The following is a 17,274-nucleotide window of genomic DNA, read 5'->3' as shown; positions in this document are numbered from 1 at the left end:
TTATGAAGATATTTTTAGACTAACATTTTGTTAGTCAAACCCTACAGGATGAAGGTTTGCAGTCCTTCGGAGAGAGCGATGAAAGAACAAAGTGCACTAAAACAAGTCGCTGAAATGGCGCGATTGGCTGATAGTTACGTCAGTGCTTGGGGAGACGAGGCGAAGGTTGAAGAAGATACCTTACGTCGTCTGCTTGCTTCCCTAGGTTACGACACGACAAATGATGAGACTTTGCTAAAGTCTGCAGAGAAAAAACATAAAAAAGACGTACTTGACCCAGTTCTAGTGCTACGCAGCGGAGAGCCAGTAGAAGTACCGTTATACCTAGGTACTAGCGCTCGTGAAAGCGAGTTTAGCTGGTCATTAACAACGGAAGAGGGTGAGGTTCTTGAAGGTTACCTACAGTCTCAAGTTGTTCGTGATGAGCGCGCTGAAGGCGGTCCTCTAGTATTTGCTCTACCAAGCAACCTACCTTGGGGTTACCACAAGCTAGAGATTTCGCGCAAACGCCGTAAATCTCCTTACTGCATGACACTGATTATCACACCTAAAGCATGTTATAAGCAGCCAGCAATGGATTCGGGCAAAAAAATGTGGGGCCCAAGTGTCCAGCTTTACACACTGCGCACACAGCACAACTGGGGTATCGGTGACTTCGGTGACCTAAAACAACTTGTTGCTGACATCGCTTCACGCGGTGGTGATTTTGTTGGCCTGAACCCAATCCACTCTCTATTCCCAGCGAACCCTGAAGGTGCGAGCCCATACAGCCCATCCTCTCGTCGTTGGTTGAACATCATGTACATCGACGTAAGCTCAGTGCCAGAGTTCTCTCTAAGTGCAGAAGCACAACAGAAAGTAGGCAGTGCAGAGTTCCAAAAACGTCTGCAAGAAGCGCGTGATGCACACTGGGTAAACTACTCAGAAGTATCAGTAATGAAGATGAGCGTTCTGCCACTTCTATTTGCTGAATTTAAGGCTCGTCACCTTGAGAAAGGCACAGACAGAGCGAAAGAATTTGAAGCGTTCGTTGCTGAGGGTGGCGATAGCCTTGTTCACCAGGCAGCGTTTGACGCACTGCACGCAGATTTGCACGCAGAAGACAGCAACGTTTGGGGCTGGCCAGTATTCCCAGAGAAATACCGCCGCTTTGAAAACAGCGCTGTTCAGAAATACATCAAAGAGAACCAAGATCAAGTTACTCTCTACATGTACCTACAGTGGGTTGCGGATACTCAAATCAATGAGGCGCAAACTCTGGCTGAAGAGAAGGGCATGTCAGTGGGCCTATACCGCGACCTAGCGGTAGGTGTTGCGGACTCAGGTTCTGAAACATGGGCAGACGATGGCAACCTCATTCTGGATGCAAGCATCGGTGCTCCACCAGATATTCTTGGTCCTCTTGGCCAAAACTGGGGTCTACCACCACTCAACCCTCAAGTGCTACAAGCAACAAGCTATGATGCCTACATCAAGCTGCTGCGCGCGAACATGAAGCACTGTGGTTCACTGCGTATTGACCACGTATTAGGCCTTCTACGCCTTTGGTGGATTCCTAAGGGTGAGAACGCGACGAACGGCGCTTACATCTACTACCCAGTAGAGGACATGCTAGCAATCCTAGCTCTAGAGTCGCACCGTCATGAGTGTTCAGTGATTGGTGAAGACTTGGGTACAGTACCTGATGAAATCGTTGGTATCTTGCGTGACGCTGGTGTTCACTCATACAAGGTGTTCTTCTTCGAAACATCGGAAGATGATGGCGGTTACATCTCACCAGCGCACTACGCTGATCAATCCATGTCTGCACTGTGTACGCACGATATGCCAACGCTACGTGGCTTCTGGCACTGTGATGACCTGAAAATGGGTCGTGAGTTAGGTCTATACCCGAACGAGCAGCAGCTAGAGGGCTTGTTCGCTGATCGCTTGAAGAGCAAACAGGGCATCCTGGATTCTGTTGCATGGCATGGTTACCTACCTGAAGGTGTCGGTCGTGATGCGCAGTACGTGCCAATGGATACGAGCCTTGCAGAGGCGCTTCAACTGCACGTTGCAGCGGGCTCTTCAACGCTATTGAGTGTACAGCTTGAAGATTGGCTCGAGATGGACAAGCCAGTGAATATTCCTGGTACTGTCGATGAGTACCCGAACTGGCGTCGTAAGCTGTCGATGAACCTTGATCAGATCTTTGGTCGCGACAACGTAAACCGTCTGGCTAAACGCCTAACGGAAGTACGTGCAGAGGCAAGCAAATAGGCTTTGTTGAACAGAAATTTCGGTTAGGTCACTCTAATGGTAGTATTAATTAGGTACACTGACTGAACGCTAATTTTAGACCCGCTTTTAGCGGGTCTTTTTTTTGTCCAAATTTGAATAAATACTCGAGTTTGCGGCACATTATAACAACGTAAAAAAGAACAAGGGCTTGCCACTACCATCGTAAACACTCTTTTGGGAAAAGTATTTACGTAGACCAAGGTAGAGCAGTATTAGGTCCTGTTCGACAGGTCTAGGAGAGAAAAAATTGAAGAGCGAAGGGCTTAAGGACATTGCGCTTGCATATAGTCAGTTAGAAGACGCATCGTATGCGGATCCATTTGCATTTATTGGACCGTTTCTAAGCGCAGAAGAGGGGAGTTTGCGCGTTTGGATGCCAGGGGCTAAAAGTGTAGAGGTTATCCTTGATGATGGCTCACGCTTGCCTATGGTGCGAGAAGAAGCGTCAGGCTTTATATTGCAGCAACCATTTGATCTTCACCTGCATCACTATCAATTAGCGGTTGATTGGGACGGCAACGAGCAAGTACTCGATGACCCATACCAATACCATTCACTGTATGCAGAGTTTGAAGAACTACACACACCAAAATCTATGTATCACCACCTAGGTGCTCAGTTTATTACGCTCGAGCGCGGTGGTGAGCAAATTTCAGGAACCCGTTTCCTCGTTTATGCACCGCATGCATCTGCATGTAGCGTCGTAGGTAACTTCAACCAGTGGGACGGCCGCCGCAACCCGATGCAGCGTCTTGACTACGGTATTTGGGGTATCTTCATCCCAGACCTTCCTGAAGGCTCCCAATATAAGTTTGAGATGAAAGGCCCTGATGGCAAAGGCTTACCGCACAAAGCGGATCCATGGGGTTTCCACTCAGAACAATATCCATCGTTTGCATCACTGACTTACGATCACAATCGTTACCAGTGGCAAGATAGCGATTGGCAGTCTCGCCCGATCACTGAAAAACGCAAAGAAGCGCTCTCATTCTATGAGTTGCACGCTGGTTCTTGGCGTCGTGATGAAAACGGAGACTTCCTCAATTATCGCGATCTTGCGGATCAACTGGTGCCATATTTGGTGGACCTGGGTTATACCCACGTCGAACTTATGCCAGTATCAGAGCACCCATTCTATGGGTCTTGGGGCTATCAACCGGTAGGCATGTTTGCACCAACCAGCCGTTTTGGCTCGCCAGACGACTTCAAATACTTCGTCGATGAGTGTCACAAAGCAGGTCTTGGTGTTGTACTGGACTGGGTACCGGCTCACTTCCCATCGGATGATCACGGATTAGCAAACTTCGACGGCACGCCTCTGTTCCATGATCCAGACCCTCGTCGTGGTTGGCACCAAGATTGGAACTCGTATATCTACGATCTTGGCCGTGAGCATGTGCGTCGATTTTTAGTTTCCAATGCACTTTACTGGTTCGAGCAGTTCCATATCGATGGTATTCGTGTTGATGCGGTAGCGTCGATGTTGTATCTCGACTATTCGCGCAGCCATGACCAATGGATTCCAAACATTGATGGTGGCCGTGAGAACTACGATGCGATTGCAACATTGAAGTGGATGAACGAAGAGGTGTACAAACACTTCCCGAATGCGATGACCATCGCAGAAGAATCAACGGCATTCCCAGGTGTTTCTGCACCAACGTTTGCTGGTGGTTTGGGCTTTGGCTTTAAGTGGAACATGGGTTGGATGCACGACAGTCTTTCTTACATTAAAGAAGACCCTGTTCATCGTAAATATCACCACAACACACTCACGTTCCCGCTCGTGTATGCGCACAGTGAGAACTATGTATTGTCGCTTTCTCACGACGAAGTGGTATACGGCAAAGGTTCGATCATTGACAAAATGCCAGGGGATGAGTGGCAGCAAACGGCAAACTGTCGTGCTTACTATGGCTACATGTATGGCCAGCCAGGTAAGAAGCTTAACTTCATGGGTGCAGAGCTTGGTCAAACGGCAGAGTGGAATCACGACGATCAACTGCAGTGGTTCTTGCTTGAGTTTGCTCGCCATAAAGGGATTCAAGACCTAACTCGTGATTTGAACTTACTGTACCGCAGTGAAAAAGCGCTTCACGAACTGGATGCTGACCCTAAAGGCTTTGAGTGGCGTTTACAAGACGAAGCAGACTTGAGCGTGATTGCTCACGAGCGCATCAGTGAAAACGGTGAACGTGTCTTAGTCATCAGCAACTTCACTCCGGTACCACATGCGACTTTCCGCTTGGGGATGCCAGTAGAAGGCACCTATGAGCTTGTGCTGAACACGGATGATACCAAGTATGATGGCAGTGGTTTCGATGTCGTGGCCAGTGCGGAGATAGAGCCTGTGAAATCCCAAGGTTTGAGTCAATCGATTGAGATTGCGCTTCCACCGCTATCGACACTGTTCTACAAGCTAAAGACTAAATAGTCAGTTAAATTAATAGACATCGCCCTTACTCGTTTGAGTAGGGGCGATTTTGTTTTTTTTGATAGGATGATTAATGACCAACAACCAACCGATCGAGTGCGTAATTTTTGATTGCGATGGGACACTGATTGATAGTGAAAAGCTCTGCCTTCAAGCGATATGTCAAACCATGGAAGAGCTCGATATTCACGTTGACTACCAATGGTTAAAAGAAAAGTTTCAAGGAATCAAAATCCACATCGTGTTTGATTATCTTCTAGAAAAAAATGGCAAGCGAGATGTGCAAGACCTTGAAGCGCTAATCACACGTTATCGCGAGCACTGTAATGCGCTATTTATACAACACCTCCAGCCCTTAGATGGCGTGCGTGACGTTATTGCAGAGCTCAATTCACGCGGGCTTGCTATGTGCATTGCCTCAAATGCCCCAATGGAAAAAATGGATGTGACACTGGCGATTACAGACCTAAGAAAAGAGTTTGAAGACCGAATTTATAGTGCCTTTGATGCTAAAGCATGGAAGCCTGACCCAAAGATGTTGCACTACGTTTTGGACAATATGGGCTTTGAGCCTCAGCAGTGTTTATTCATTGATGACTCAATGGCGGGTGTTGAAGCTGGGGTTAGAGCTCAAATCAAGACACTGTATTTTGCCCATGATGCTTCAGTGGATACAGAAAACCCGTTTGATGTGGATACAATTACCCATATTAGCGAGTGCTTAGACTACTTAGCTTAGAAAAATACCGCGCTTAGTCGGCGCGGTATTGCGATTTTTGCCAACGGATTAACTCGATTTACATTGTAAACAACTAGATGAGACCTAAGTTGGTGAGGATAAAAATACCGAGTGTGCAGGTAATGATAGAGGCGACGGTTGTCAATGCAATGACGTTGGCAGCGAGTGTCGAGTTACCTCCCATAGAGCGCGCCATCACATAGCTTGCTGCTGCTGTTGGTGCTGCGCTCATCATAAACAGTAGGCCCAGCTCAATATCACGATATCCGAAGAAGTAGCCCACGATAGTGACGACCAGCGGCGCAAGAATCAGCTTAATGGTTGCCGAGAACCAAGTCGGCTTTTGGTCGTGTTTAAGCGCACTGAGATTCAAAGACCCTCCGGTGCATAGTAGCGCCAAAGGCAGCGTCATATTGGCAAAGTAGCCGCCAGTATCCAACACCATGTTAGGGACAGGTATTTGTGCCACTTTGGCAAATACCCCACACATGATTCCAATAATGAGTGGGTTTTTGGTGATGTTCTTGAGCATGTCAGTTATCGTCGCCAAGCCACCTTTTCCACTGCCTTTTGGCGTCAGGATGAACACCGCTTGGATATTGTAGAGAATCGTCATGGTCGCGACGTAAAGTGCCGAAATTGCGATGCCTTCATCCCCATACAGTTTCGCCATGTAAGCCAGTGCGATAATCGCAGTATTCGCACGAAACCCTCCTTGTACGATGACGCCATGATCCGGATGTTTCGGTAACACCAGTTTGGTGAGAAAAATGGATGCGATAAAAACTATCGTATTGATGAACAGGCCAAAGAGGATCAGCATGCCACTGTCGGTCAGATCGAAATCGCCATTGACGATGCTAAGGAATAACATCGTTGGAAGGGTGATCTGAAACACCAGTTTTGAGGCACTCTCTATAAAGGCATCGTGAATCATACCAATACGCTTTAGGAAAACACCAAGTACCAACATTAAGCAGATGGGACCTGTGACAGAGGCGGAGAAGAGTAGCTGTTCGAGCATAGTTTATAGCAACCGAGTGATGATAACTTACGCTATTCTGGCATAGGTTTTTGTTAAAGAGTATGTATTTGTCATACAATTAAGCTTTGCTTGATCTAAATTAAAGCGATTTGCTTTATCAAAATAGATGTGTCGTAATTCACGCAATAAAAATGACAGCTCAACAGGCAAAAGGAAAATCGTCCATGAGCGACAAAATCTATTTCAATACCGGTAAGCAGTTTAATCTACGTCGTAGCATGGTGAATGTCACGACACGCTTACACCATACGCTTGCCCCAAATCATGCCAAAAAGACAGCGCAGAAGCTGTTTCTGACTCCCGCTCGCTCTGAGCCAAAGAATGCTGAGCCACAAGGCTTGATCAAGGCAAGTGTTGATTGCAACGAGGGTAGGCTAACGACTTACCAGTTAGGTACTGGGCCCCTATGGGTGTTGTCACACGGTTGGTCCGGTAGTGCCAGTCAGTTCTTTCCTCTCATGGAGTATATTGCGTCAAAAGGCTTTACAGCGCTAGCATACGACCATCCAGCCCACGGTAAGAGTGAAGGTGTCTTCGGCCATATCCCGGCATTTGTACGTGGCTTAGAGGCGATTTTAGATAGTGTTGATGAGGTCGCTGGTGTTATTGCTCATAGTATGGGTACGGCTTCCACTTTGGAGTGCCACCACGCGAAACTACAAAGTGTTCCACTGATCTTGATTGCTCCAGTGCTGAACTATGTAGAAAACTTGTTTGGTAGTGTTGCCCGTTCAGGCTACTCGATGCGCCTGTTTAACTCTGTCATCTCTGATCTTGAAGAGCAGTATCGCTACCCGTTGCAATCGGTTGACCCGTACCAAAAGCTTGCGGTTCGCTCTCCACAAACGATCATTGTGCATGATGAAAATGACAAGTTCGCCTCGTTTGAAGTGTCGCAAAAAGCGGCGAATGAGATGCCTAAAGTGAGCTTGGTGGCAACCCAAGGGCAAGGGCATGGCCGCGTAATGAATAGCAAGCAGGTTTTTGAGGCGTTTGATCAGGTCTCATAAGCTCGCCAAAAAATAAAGGGGTTCCCAAAAAGGAACCCCTTTTTGTATCTCTAAATCAACACTTTATTGAGCGTTGATGTAAGCCTTAAAGCGCGCTTGTGCGTCGGCATCGGCTTTGCTGTACCAGAAGTAGAGCATCTCTTCCGCTGTGCTAACGCCGTTCTCTGGCAGTTGTGCTGGCACTGGCTCTGGAAGTTGAGCTGGAACTGCACCAGTTTCAGGCAGTTGCGTTGGAATTGCAGCGGCTACACCAACAGCAGCAATGCCGCCAGCACGGTTGTAATCTTCAATTTCACGGATATAGTCGCGACCAATCTGCATGCCGTCTTTGATCAGCTGATCTTGAGTGACAGCGACGGCTTGGCCTGACTTATCAACGAGTTTCCACTCGAAGCTATCGATTTTCGATTTCGCATCACGCTCGTGACGGTAAGTTGGAAGATCAAACTTCAGCTCTTTGTTTGACGAGTCAAACTTAGCAATGGTTGCTTTGCTATCGATAATGATGCGCTCGTCACCTTTATCAAAATATGGGGAGTAGCGGAAAACCACTTGGTTTTCACCATCTGGCAGTGTCAACGTCTTAGTTGATGAAAAAAGGCTGCCGGATAGGTCCGCTTTTTCTTGGTTTACTGCCAGTACAGAAATAGTTTCTGGAACTTCGATTGTCACAGCCGCCATGCTGTGTGCGCTCACTGATAGGGCGATGATTGTCGCTAGAGAGTGAATACGTTTCATTACAATTATCCTAATTGAATGGTTTGACGAGCCAGCAAGGTTGCTGATTTGCAGTTAGATTGCCTAGCTATGTGTGAGATTGCAATAGGCGGATAGTCAGTAAGCACGAGTTTTTCCACTAAATTGACGCAATTTTATTTTTTACGGACTCAAGATTGCGCTTTGATTGAAACACGTACATTCCCCGAAGTGGTTTATTTAAAGTCTCTCGCAAAGGGCTTTAATTTTTTGCGTTAAAAATAAAGTCTCAGCAAATACTCTCCTCGATGCCAGCCCATGAGGCGCTGGGCAGTGAAATGAGTTTTTATTCAAGGAACACAAGGAATGAGAGATAACGCAATGAATCGTTTTACTTTCAAGATGGCTGCAATCGCAGCCGCTATCGTAGCAGGGAATGCGAGTGCTGCGCCCAGTGCGCCAAGCATTGATGTCTATGGTTCAAACAACTTACAGTTTTCAAAAATTGAGTTAGCGATGGAAACGACGTCGGGCTATCTCGATATGGTGAAGTATCATGAGCAAGCTGAGATAACGTTGAAGTTTAATCAGTGGAGTGGTGAGAGAGGAGAGACTTACAATATCTATTTTGATGGTAAGCAGGTAGCGACTGGCCCTATTACCAGCAGTCAAACCACAGCGAGTTTTCAATATGGTCAAGGGGGACGCTATCAACTCGAGATTGAAGCGTGTGATGCGACAGGGTGCAGCCGAAGTCGCCCTGCTGAGATTGTGGTCGCAGATACTGATGGTGCGCATCTAGCGCCACTGACGATGAACATTGACCCGAATAATGGTTCGTTCAACACCGACTCGAGTACCGTAGTGGGTACATACTTTGTCGAGTGGGGGATCTACGGACGAGACTATACGGTTGATAATCTACCCGCTGATAACCTCACTCACATTCTCTATGGTTTCATTCCCATTTGTGGGCCGAACGAGTCGGTGAAATCCGTCGGAGGTAATAGCTTTAATGCTCTGCAAACAGCCTGTCGAGGCGTACCTGATTACGAGGTTGTGATTCATGATCCGTGGGCTGCTTTTCAAAAAAGCTTCCCGCAAGCAGGGCATGAATATAGCACACCGATTAAAGGGAACTATGCCATGCTGATGGCTTTAAAGCAGCGCAATCCCGAGCTTAAGATCATCCCTTCGATTGGTGGGTGGACACTTTCTGACCCCTTCTTTGACTTTACCACTAAAGCGAATAGAGACACCTTTGTCGCTTCCGTGAAGCGCTTCTTAACCACTTGGAAGTTCTATGATGGTGTCGATATTGATTGGGAGTTCCCGGGCGGGGATGGCGCAGCTGCAGACTTGGGAGATCCAATCAATGATGGCCCAGCCTACATTGCTTTGATGCAAGAGCTGCGAGCGATGCTTGATGAGTTAGCACTAGAGACAGGCCGAGAGTACGAACTGACCTCTGCCATTGGGGTTGGCTACGACAAGATTGAAGATGTCGACTATGCCGACGCTGTGCAATACATGGATTACATCTTTGCTATGACTTACGACTTCTATGGTGGGTGGAATAATGTCGTAGGGCATCAAACGGCACTCTACTGTGGTTCATTCATGCGCCCAGGGCAGTGTGATGGTTCGGGCATTGATGAAAACGGTGAAGCGTATAAAGGCCCAGCATACACCACAGACAATGGTATCCAATTGCTTTTAGCGCAAGGCGTCCCGCCTGAAAAGCTGGTGGTTGGCACAGCAATGTATGGTCGAGGCTGGACGGGTGTCACACCTGAATCATTGAGTGATCCTAGCGAGCCGATGACCGGTGTTGGTGCTGGAAAACTCAAAGGCAGTACAGCTCAAGGAGTATGGGAAGACGGTGTGATTGATTACAAGGGCATAAAATCATTCATGCTAGGGGCTTCAAATACCGGAATTAATGGCTTTGAGTATGGCTATGATGAGCAAGCACAAGCACCATGGGTTTGGAATCGTACCACAGGCGATCTCATCACCTTTGACGATGAGCGTTCAGTAAAAGCAAAAGGGGCGTACGTTCGCAGCCTAGGACTTGCAGGGCTATTCTCATGGGAGATTGATGCGGATAATGGCGATATCCTTAATGCGATGCATGAGGGGTTAGCTGGCGGCACGACACCTTCTCTCAATCGAGCGCCAGTCGCTGACGCTGGTGGCATTCAAACAATTGAAGGAGCAGGGGTGGTAACACTTGATGGTAGTGCCTCTCGCGACAGTGATGGTCAGATAGTCAGTTATCAGTGGCACCAAGTCTTTGGTGCCTCTGTCATCCTGAGCAATGCAAGTTCAGCGGCGGCAAGTTTTGAGGTTAGTGCTGTTGAGCAGGAGAGTCAATTGGTGTTTGAGCTGACAGTAGTGGATGATCAAGGCGCAAGTGACACTGATAGTGTTGTCGTGATCTTGGCCCCTATCACCACAGAACCGACGAATACTCCTCCTGTTGCTCAGTTAACTGCACCGACCCTGGTTGAGGCTGGTACTAGCGTCGTCGTCGATGCTTCTGGTTCAACGGATGTCGATGGCGATGCATTAGCCTATTCGTGGCTGCTACCAGCAGGCATAAGTACGAGTGTGAACGGAGCATTAGTGACGTTCATCGCACCAGAATATACTCAAGACACAACCTTAACGATTGGTGTTGAGGTGAGTGATGGTCAGGCAGTAAGCTCTCGCACTGTCGATATTACCGTTAAAGCGGCTAGCACTGGTGGAGCACCCTGCGATAACTTGTGGGATACAGATAAAGTCTACACTGGCGGCGATCAAGTCACCTGGGCAAACCAAGTATGGCAAGCGAAATGGTGGACTCTCGGTGAAGATCCAAGTCAGTCAGGCCAATGGGGCGTGTGGAAGTTGGTGAGCGATGCGAGTTGTGTGACTCAATAAGTTGAACAGTGAGTGAATCGAAGGGCTGTTATCTGTGAAGGTGACAGCTCTTTTTTACGGAGCTGGGTGGTCAATAGACTGCAAGCACTTTAAGTCCTTGAACGTTTTGGTAATCGTGTACATATCTAGCATCACAGTTACCGACACCGAGTATGCTAGACCACTATATTTATCATGCTGAGTTTATCTTAGTATCTAGCCAAGAGGTCGATACACTACAGCCGTGTCATAAATAGATTCTGCGCCAAGTTTTGAATGGTCGTATCTTTGAAGGTGATAAACAAGGTTTTGCCCCTTTTCTGTTCTTCCCATGGCCGTGACATACTTCACCGAAAGTTCAGAGGCTGAGTGTCACCACCGAACGTCTGCTGCATCTCCCCAAACGGTTTTCCGCTCAGTTCAATCCTCCATTCCCAAATGATGGCACTTGTCTCCGCCGCACTATTTCTTTAAGCAAATCAGGCCTGCCAACCTAAGCTGAGCAGACCTGATGTTTGATTGAAGGACTATTTGTTGTCTAAGCGAACAAACATCATGGTCAGGACAAATGACAGAGCAAACACGCCAATCACACCCATCACAGCTTGAACAAAGTTCTGTGTGCCGCTCGCTAGGTACGCAGGAAGACTGAATACTGACGATAGAATGTAACTTGTTAGGTGCGTATCGATAGTTACTGAGATTGCGCCCATAATACCGGTTGCCAAGCTCGCCATGAACAGCGCTTTGGTGTATTTAGTCAGCGTACCGAACAGTGCTGGCTCAGTAATACCTAGAATCGCTGTTACGCCAGAACCTACCGTCATCGAAGACTGTTCTTTAGACACACTGTTGCGCTGCTTGTACCAAATCGCCATCGTCGCACCAGCAATTGCGAGATTACCCAGGCACATGATTGGCATTAACAGGTCTTTTCCGTAAAGCGCAAAGTTATTTAGGCTGATTGGAGTCATGCTGTGGTGAATACCAAACACAATCGTAATTGGACGAGTTAAGCCGAACACAAAACCAGTCAAAGTTGGGGAGATTTCTAGTAGGGAGCTAACCACCCAGCCAGCACCATTACTTACCCACATGCCAGCAGGCGCAACCAGAGAAAGGACAAGAGTTGATGTGACGGTAAAGGCTAGCAGTGGCGTAAATACCGGTTTAGCTGAGCTCGGAACCAGCTTATCCACGATCGGAGTGATCTTAGATAGCACCCAGATCGCAAGGATCGCTGGCACAATCGCACCACCGTAGTTCATTAGCTCAATCGGCACCACTCCAAATACATTAAGCTCAGCTTTGCTGCCTGCATCAGACAGTAAGGCAGCCTTTTCTACTAGCTTTGGAGACATCATTGCCGCCGCCACCGCCAATGCAATGTACTCATTCACTTTGAACACTTTGGCTGCTGAGAACGAAACCAGCATAGGCAAAAAGAAGAACACAGCCACAGAGATAGAGCGATAGAAGAACACAGTATCGGAAGATTCCGAAATCACATTGGTCGCAATAAGCCCTGATAATAGACCCATCAACATACCTGCACCGGCAATTGCAGGAACGACCGGACCAAAGATACCTGCGACGATGCGCATTGCGTTTTGGAACAGTTTACCTTTCTCCTGTTCCATCTCCGCGTCTTCTGGCTCTGCACCTGCACCGGATAGCGCTAGGTACCATTTCTCGACTTCAACGCCGATGATCACCTGAGTTTGACCTTGTGCGAGAACCACCCCCTTTACGCCCTGAATGGCTTCGAGTTTTTCTTTATTTGCTTTTGACTCATCGACCAATTTAAAACGCAGTCGAGTCATACAGTGAGTGATGCTTGCGATGTTTTCGTTACCGCCAAGGGCAGCAACCAGTTCTTGTAATTTCATGCTAAAGCTGTCTGCTTTCCCTGGCGAATTATCGCCGATAGCCATGTTAGTTTCTGTCAATTGCATCATACATTCCTATGTGCTGGTCTGCTCATTTACTGAGATAATCTTAGCGACTGAGCGTTTTTATCCAATCGACAAAACAGTGATGAAACTCACATTAAGACAGCTAAAAAATTAATTTTAGCCGTTTTTTAGCAACTGGTTCGTTTTTTTATCCTAATTCGAAACAGGAACGAACCAGTTCATTTTTAATATGATTTACCGCTTGAAATCTACATCCTTTCACGCTTATATAAAATAAATACTGTTGACCGAGCTAGTTTTAAAGTGAATGAAAATATTATTTCAAATATTGAGTGTGTGATAACCAAGCCTGACCGACACAATCTGATTGCCGTTATTGTGGAAACGGAATCAGGAATGAAAGGTTTTGGTTGTGCGACTTTCCAGCAGCGACCATTGGCGGTAAAAACAATGGTTGATGAATATCTCAAACCGTTATTAATGGGTAAAGACGCCAATAATATTGAAGATCTGTGGCAAATGATGATGGTTAACGCTTATTGGCGTAATGGTCCAGTAATCAATAATGCTATTTCAGGCGTTGATATGGCGCTGTGGGATATTAAAGCGAAATTAGCCAACATGCCGCTACATCAATTATTTGGTGGTAAAGCTCGAGATGCTATTCAGGTCTATACCCATGCAACAAGCGATACAATGGAAGGGCTGTATGAGCAGGTCGAAGAATACCTCGCGCAGGGTTACAAACATATTCGCTGCCAGTTAGGTTTTTATGGTGGTGTACCAGAAAACATCCACACGGCAAATAACCCAACTGAAGGATCTTACTACGACCAAGACCAGTATATGGAAAACACGGTTGGGATGTTCAAATGCTTGCGTGAAAAGTATGGCAATCAATTCCACATTCTTCACGATGTTCATGAACGCCTGTTCCCAAATCAAGCAATTCAATTTGCCAAACGAGTAGAACAGTACACGCCATACTTTATTGAAGATATATTGCCGCCAAACCAAACTGAGTGGCTGGATAATCTTCGCAGTCAAACCAGTGTTTCACTAGCGTTAGGGGAGTTATTTAACAACCCTGAAGAGTGGAAACAGCTGATCATTAATCACCGTATCGACTTCATTCGATGTCATGTCTCTCAGATTGGGGGGATTACTCCGGCATTGAAACTGGGTCACCTATGCCAAAGCTTTGGAGTGCGCATTGCGTGGCACTGCCCACCAGATATGACACCAATCGGCGCAGCAGTGAATACTCACTTAAACGTGCACCTACATAACGCTGCGATTCAAGAGCACGTCGAATATAATGCTAATACACAAGTGGTATTCCCTAATGCTGCCGAGCCTGTCAATGGTTATTTGTACGCATCAGAGCTGCCGGGGATCGGGGTTGAAATGAATCAAGAGGCTGCACAAGACTTCCCTGTCACTTATCGCCCACACGAGTGGACTCAGAGCCGACTGCCTGATGGTACTATTCATACACCATAACGTTCGACCTACTCTATCTAAAGAGAAAAACGACCGCTAATCGCGGTCGTTTTGATCTCGGTAATTCAAACTCTCAGGATTAAACTTGGTGTGGTAGGTACACTGGTAGTTGATATCAATAATGTCACTGATGACAAACACTTCACCAGACGTGAGGAAACCACGGTTGGTGATGTTCATTGCTGAACTCGAACGTTTACATCCCAACAAGTCTGCGTCGTCCTTTGAAACACTGATTGCTTGGTAGGTCGTGAGGTAGCTATCGATTTCCAACCCTAACGAAAGTGCATGCTTCTGAAGAGAGCTTTCGATAATAGTATCGTTTACCACTGGGAATAATTTCACGGGTAACCTCGCGTCTTCAATTTGGGTGACTTTGCCTTGAATTAACCTTAAGCGTTTCACATTCCAAATATATTCATCTTCTTCAATCGAGAATACTTGCACTTCATGTATGGTCGGTAATCTCTTATTCAATTTTATTTTCTTATAAGAAATTTCACCAAATTTATTCTCAGTTACCGAGTTGTATATTAATGGTGAATCTACACTCGACGTATTTACATAATACCCCGATCCTGCTTTAGATTTAACCATACCAATTGCTTCAAGTTTAGACATTGCCTTTCTCACCGAGAAGCGGGAAATATCGTATTTTTCAGCTAATTCCCTTTCTGAGGGTAGTTTGACATCAATAATATTTTGGCAGATCTTACTGATTATGTCTTGAACAAGTTCTTGGTACTTTTTCATGGAGCGCTTAGTGTTTGGCGATTCATTATAATCTAACGTATCTCTACCACTTTCTCCATGAACCAAGCAAAAATATCGGCTTAGTTCAGATGACCAACCCATGATGAGCTGCCCATTTAATTGATGGTTTGCTTGCACTTTTGCTAGAGAATCGCTGGCACAACTAAGAACGTAACCCCCATAACTACCATAGTGGATAGGGAAACTTGGCTAGTTACACGTAGGCTGGCCACAGACTTACAGCACTTGAAGTAACTCGAAAAGTTAGAGTGTCCCAATAGTCTTAACTCAGTTTTGTCCAAAAAAGTTCTAGGTGAAGTCGATATGTGGGTAAGCAAAAATGGTAGATAGTGTTCAGCCTACTCAAAATGAGGAGCTGAGTAGCTAGGTTGTCTATCGCATCCTCCATGATTTCGGCAAAGTCATTGTTTGTAACGTTGTTGAATTCAGAGAAACCGAATCGATTTGCCAAGCCCATGTTACGGCTCATTGATGGGATTGTTGGCATTTCCTTTTGGGCATCGCGCAACTCTATGGGAGATCAAACACAAAAAAGGCAGGTAAATCACTCTACCTGCCTTCCATCATCCTAAATTTTCGCGTTCACCCAGCAGCGTGAACGCCAGCGATAAGCCATGATAATTCCGCGTACCCACTCATCGAGTGCGGTTGCCATCCATGCGCCGATAACGCCGTAGCCCCAGTGAATGCCCAAGATGTAGCTCATTGTTACGCTTAAGCCCCACATGCTGAGCACGCCCATTTGCACTGGGAATTTCACATCGCCCGCGCCTTTCAGAGCTGAGATATAAATCAGGTTAAATACACGACCACCTTCCAAGATGATTGAACCTAAAAGCAGCGATGATGCAAGCATCAAAATATCTGGCTGATCGGTGAAAATTGGCAAGATAAGGTCGCGATTAAAGTAGAAAATCATCGTCATCGAGACGGACACAGCAAAACCAACAAAGAAGTATTGGTGCACTTTCTTATAAATCGAGTCAACCCAGCCACGGCCAATGTAATAACCCGCTTGAATTTGCGATGCTTGGCCTACCGCCAGTGCAAAGGCGAAAGAGAAGCGCGCGATATTCTGAGCATAGGTGAATGCGGCAAGCGATGAAGTGCCCATCTGCACAACGAAGTAGACGATGCAGATTTGTGCCATGTTATAAGACAGCACTTCACCACCGTTCATCCCACCGATCTTAAGAATACTCTTGTAGATCGACTTTGGTACCTCTTTGCCCTTACGCAGTGGCAGTTCAATCGAGCTGCGCATCACAATCACTATCAATAGCAGTGTACCAATGACCTGGCTCACCACCGTTGCCACAGCAACCCCTTCAACGCCATAAACCGGCAAGCCGAATGGTTGATAGAGAGCCACATAGTTACCCGCAACGTTGAGCACACCGCTGATTAGATTCACGACCATCGGCGAGCGAGAAAAGCCGTGGCTACGCAGAATGGTTGTCAATACGATGCCGATAGTGACGTTAAACGTCATCACGCCACTGATGAGTAGATACTCTTCCGCGTACTGTTCTACTTGCGCTTCTAGTCCATACAGAGGTAGGAAATAGAGCGCGACAATAAGCGCTAGCACACTCAAAAAAGCACCCACAGCAAAGGATAGCCAAACACTCGCTACTCCAACATGGGTTGAGTCTGCTGTTCGTCCCTCACCGTTGTAGCGTGCGATTAAGATCCCGGTACCGCTGCTGACAAATGTGGAGACGATGATTAAGAAAAACGTTATCTGAGTAATCACCCCAACCGCAGATACGGCTTTATCGGAGTAGCCACTCAGCATGAATACATCGCTGGTCCCTAGCGCAGTACGTAATAGAATTTCGATAAGAATCGGCCATGCCAAGGCGACAATGGACATTCTTTTATCGAGGTTTTGACCTTTTGACATCAATTTCTACTCGAAGCACTAATAATTGAAAAAACGCGGCAATATACTCGATCTCATTGAGTGA

The 17,274-nt window shown here is 46.7% G+C and carries 11 protein-coding genes; 6 read left to right on the top strand and 5 right to left on the bottom strand.

Annotated features, from left to right (window positions below; genetic code table 11):
* Positions 1–78 precede the first annotated feature (78 nt).
* The 3 genes from malQ (at position 79) to GT360_RS20665 (ending at position 5,453) form a co-directional block, all read left to right on the top strand.
* Positions 79–2,259 carry a 4-alpha-glucanotransferase gene (gene malQ / locus GT360_RS20675; RefSeq protein ID WP_164650819.1) on the top strand — a complete coding sequence of 727 codons (2,181 nt, stop codon included), beginning with the start codon at positions 79–81 and terminating at the stop codon, positions 2,257–2,259.
* Between the two features lie 268 nt (positions 2,260–2,527).
* Positions 2,528–4,714 carry a 1,4-alpha-glucan branching protein GlgB gene (gene glgB / locus GT360_RS20670; protein WP_164650818.1) on the top strand — a complete coding sequence of 729 codons (2,187 nt, stop codon included), beginning with the start codon at positions 2,528–2,530 and terminating at the stop codon, positions 4,712–4,714.
* A gap of 73 nt (positions 4,715–4,787) precedes the next feature.
* Positions 4,788–5,453: an HAD family hydrolase gene (locus tag GT360_RS20665; protein ID WP_164650817.1), complete on the top strand. Its 666-nt coding sequence runs from the start codon at positions 4,788–4,790 to the stop codon at positions 5,451–5,453.
* 73 nt (positions 5,454–5,526) lie between these two features.
* Here GT360_RS20665 and GT360_RS20660 read toward each other — a convergent pair whose 3' ends face one another.
* Entirely contained in the window at positions 5,527–6,477 is a 951-nt protein-coding gene (locus tag GT360_RS20660; protein WP_164650816.1) for an AEC family transporter, read from the bottom strand.
* 185 nt (positions 6,478–6,662) lie between these two features.
* Here GT360_RS20660 and GT360_RS20655 point away from each other — a divergent pair, with 185 nt between their 5' ends.
* Positions 6,663–7,508, top strand: a complete 846-nt coding sequence (locus GT360_RS20655; RefSeq protein WP_164650815.1) for an alpha/beta hydrolase — start codon at positions 6,663–6,665, stop codon at positions 7,506–7,508.
* Positions 7,509–7,571: 63 nt separating this feature from the next.
* Here GT360_RS20655 and GT360_RS20650 read toward each other — a convergent pair whose 3' ends face one another.
* Positions 7,572–8,246, bottom strand: coding sequence for a DUF2057 family protein (locus GT360_RS20650; protein ID WP_164650814.1), 675 nt, complete (start codon positions 8,244–8,246; stop codon positions 7,572–7,574).
* Between the two features lie 339 nt (positions 8,247–8,585).
* Here GT360_RS20650 and GT360_RS20645 point away from each other — a divergent pair, with 339 nt between their 5' ends.
* Positions 8,586–11,132, top strand: coding sequence for a glycosyl hydrolase family 18 protein (locus GT360_RS20645; protein WP_164651191.1), 2,547 nt, complete (start codon positions 8,586–8,588; stop codon positions 11,130–11,132).
* A gap of 506 nt (positions 11,133–11,638) precedes the next feature.
* On the opposite strand, the gene GT360_RS20640 is transcribed toward GT360_RS20645, so the two are convergent.
* A complete protein-coding gene (locus GT360_RS20640; protein ID WP_164651190.1) occupies positions 11,639–13,066 on the bottom strand; it encodes a PTS transporter subunit EIIC in 1,428 nt (475 codons plus the stop codon).
* Between the two features lie 264 nt (positions 13,067–13,330).
* Between GT360_RS20640 and GT360_RS20635 the strand changes: the two genes are divergently transcribed.
* Positions 13,331–14,530: an enolase C-terminal domain-like protein gene (locus GT360_RS20635; RefSeq protein ID WP_164650813.1), complete on the top strand. Its 1,200-nt coding sequence runs from the start codon at positions 13,331–13,333 to the stop codon at positions 14,528–14,530.
* 36 nt (positions 14,531–14,566) lie between these two features.
* On the opposite strand, the gene GT360_RS20630 is transcribed toward GT360_RS20635, so the two are convergent.
* Positions 14,567–15,283 (bottom strand): GntR family transcriptional regulator, encoded by a 717-nt coding sequence (locus GT360_RS20630; RefSeq protein ID WP_164651189.1) that lies wholly within the window; start codon positions 15,281–15,283, stop codon positions 14,567–14,569.
* A gap of 589 nt (positions 15,284–15,872) precedes the next feature.
* Entirely contained in the window at positions 15,873–17,210 is a 1,338-nt protein-coding gene (locus tag GT360_RS20625; RefSeq protein ID WP_164650812.1) for an MATE family efflux transporter, read from the bottom strand.
* Between the last annotated feature and the right edge of the window lie 64 nt (positions 17,211–17,274).

The organism is Vibrio astriarenae, assembly GCF_010587385.1.
GTDB lineage: Bacteria > Pseudomonadota > Gammaproteobacteria > Enterobacterales > Vibrionaceae > Vibrio > Vibrio astriarenae.
Note: the sequence above shows the minus strand (reverse complement) of the source record. Positions and strands in the feature narration are given on the sequence as shown.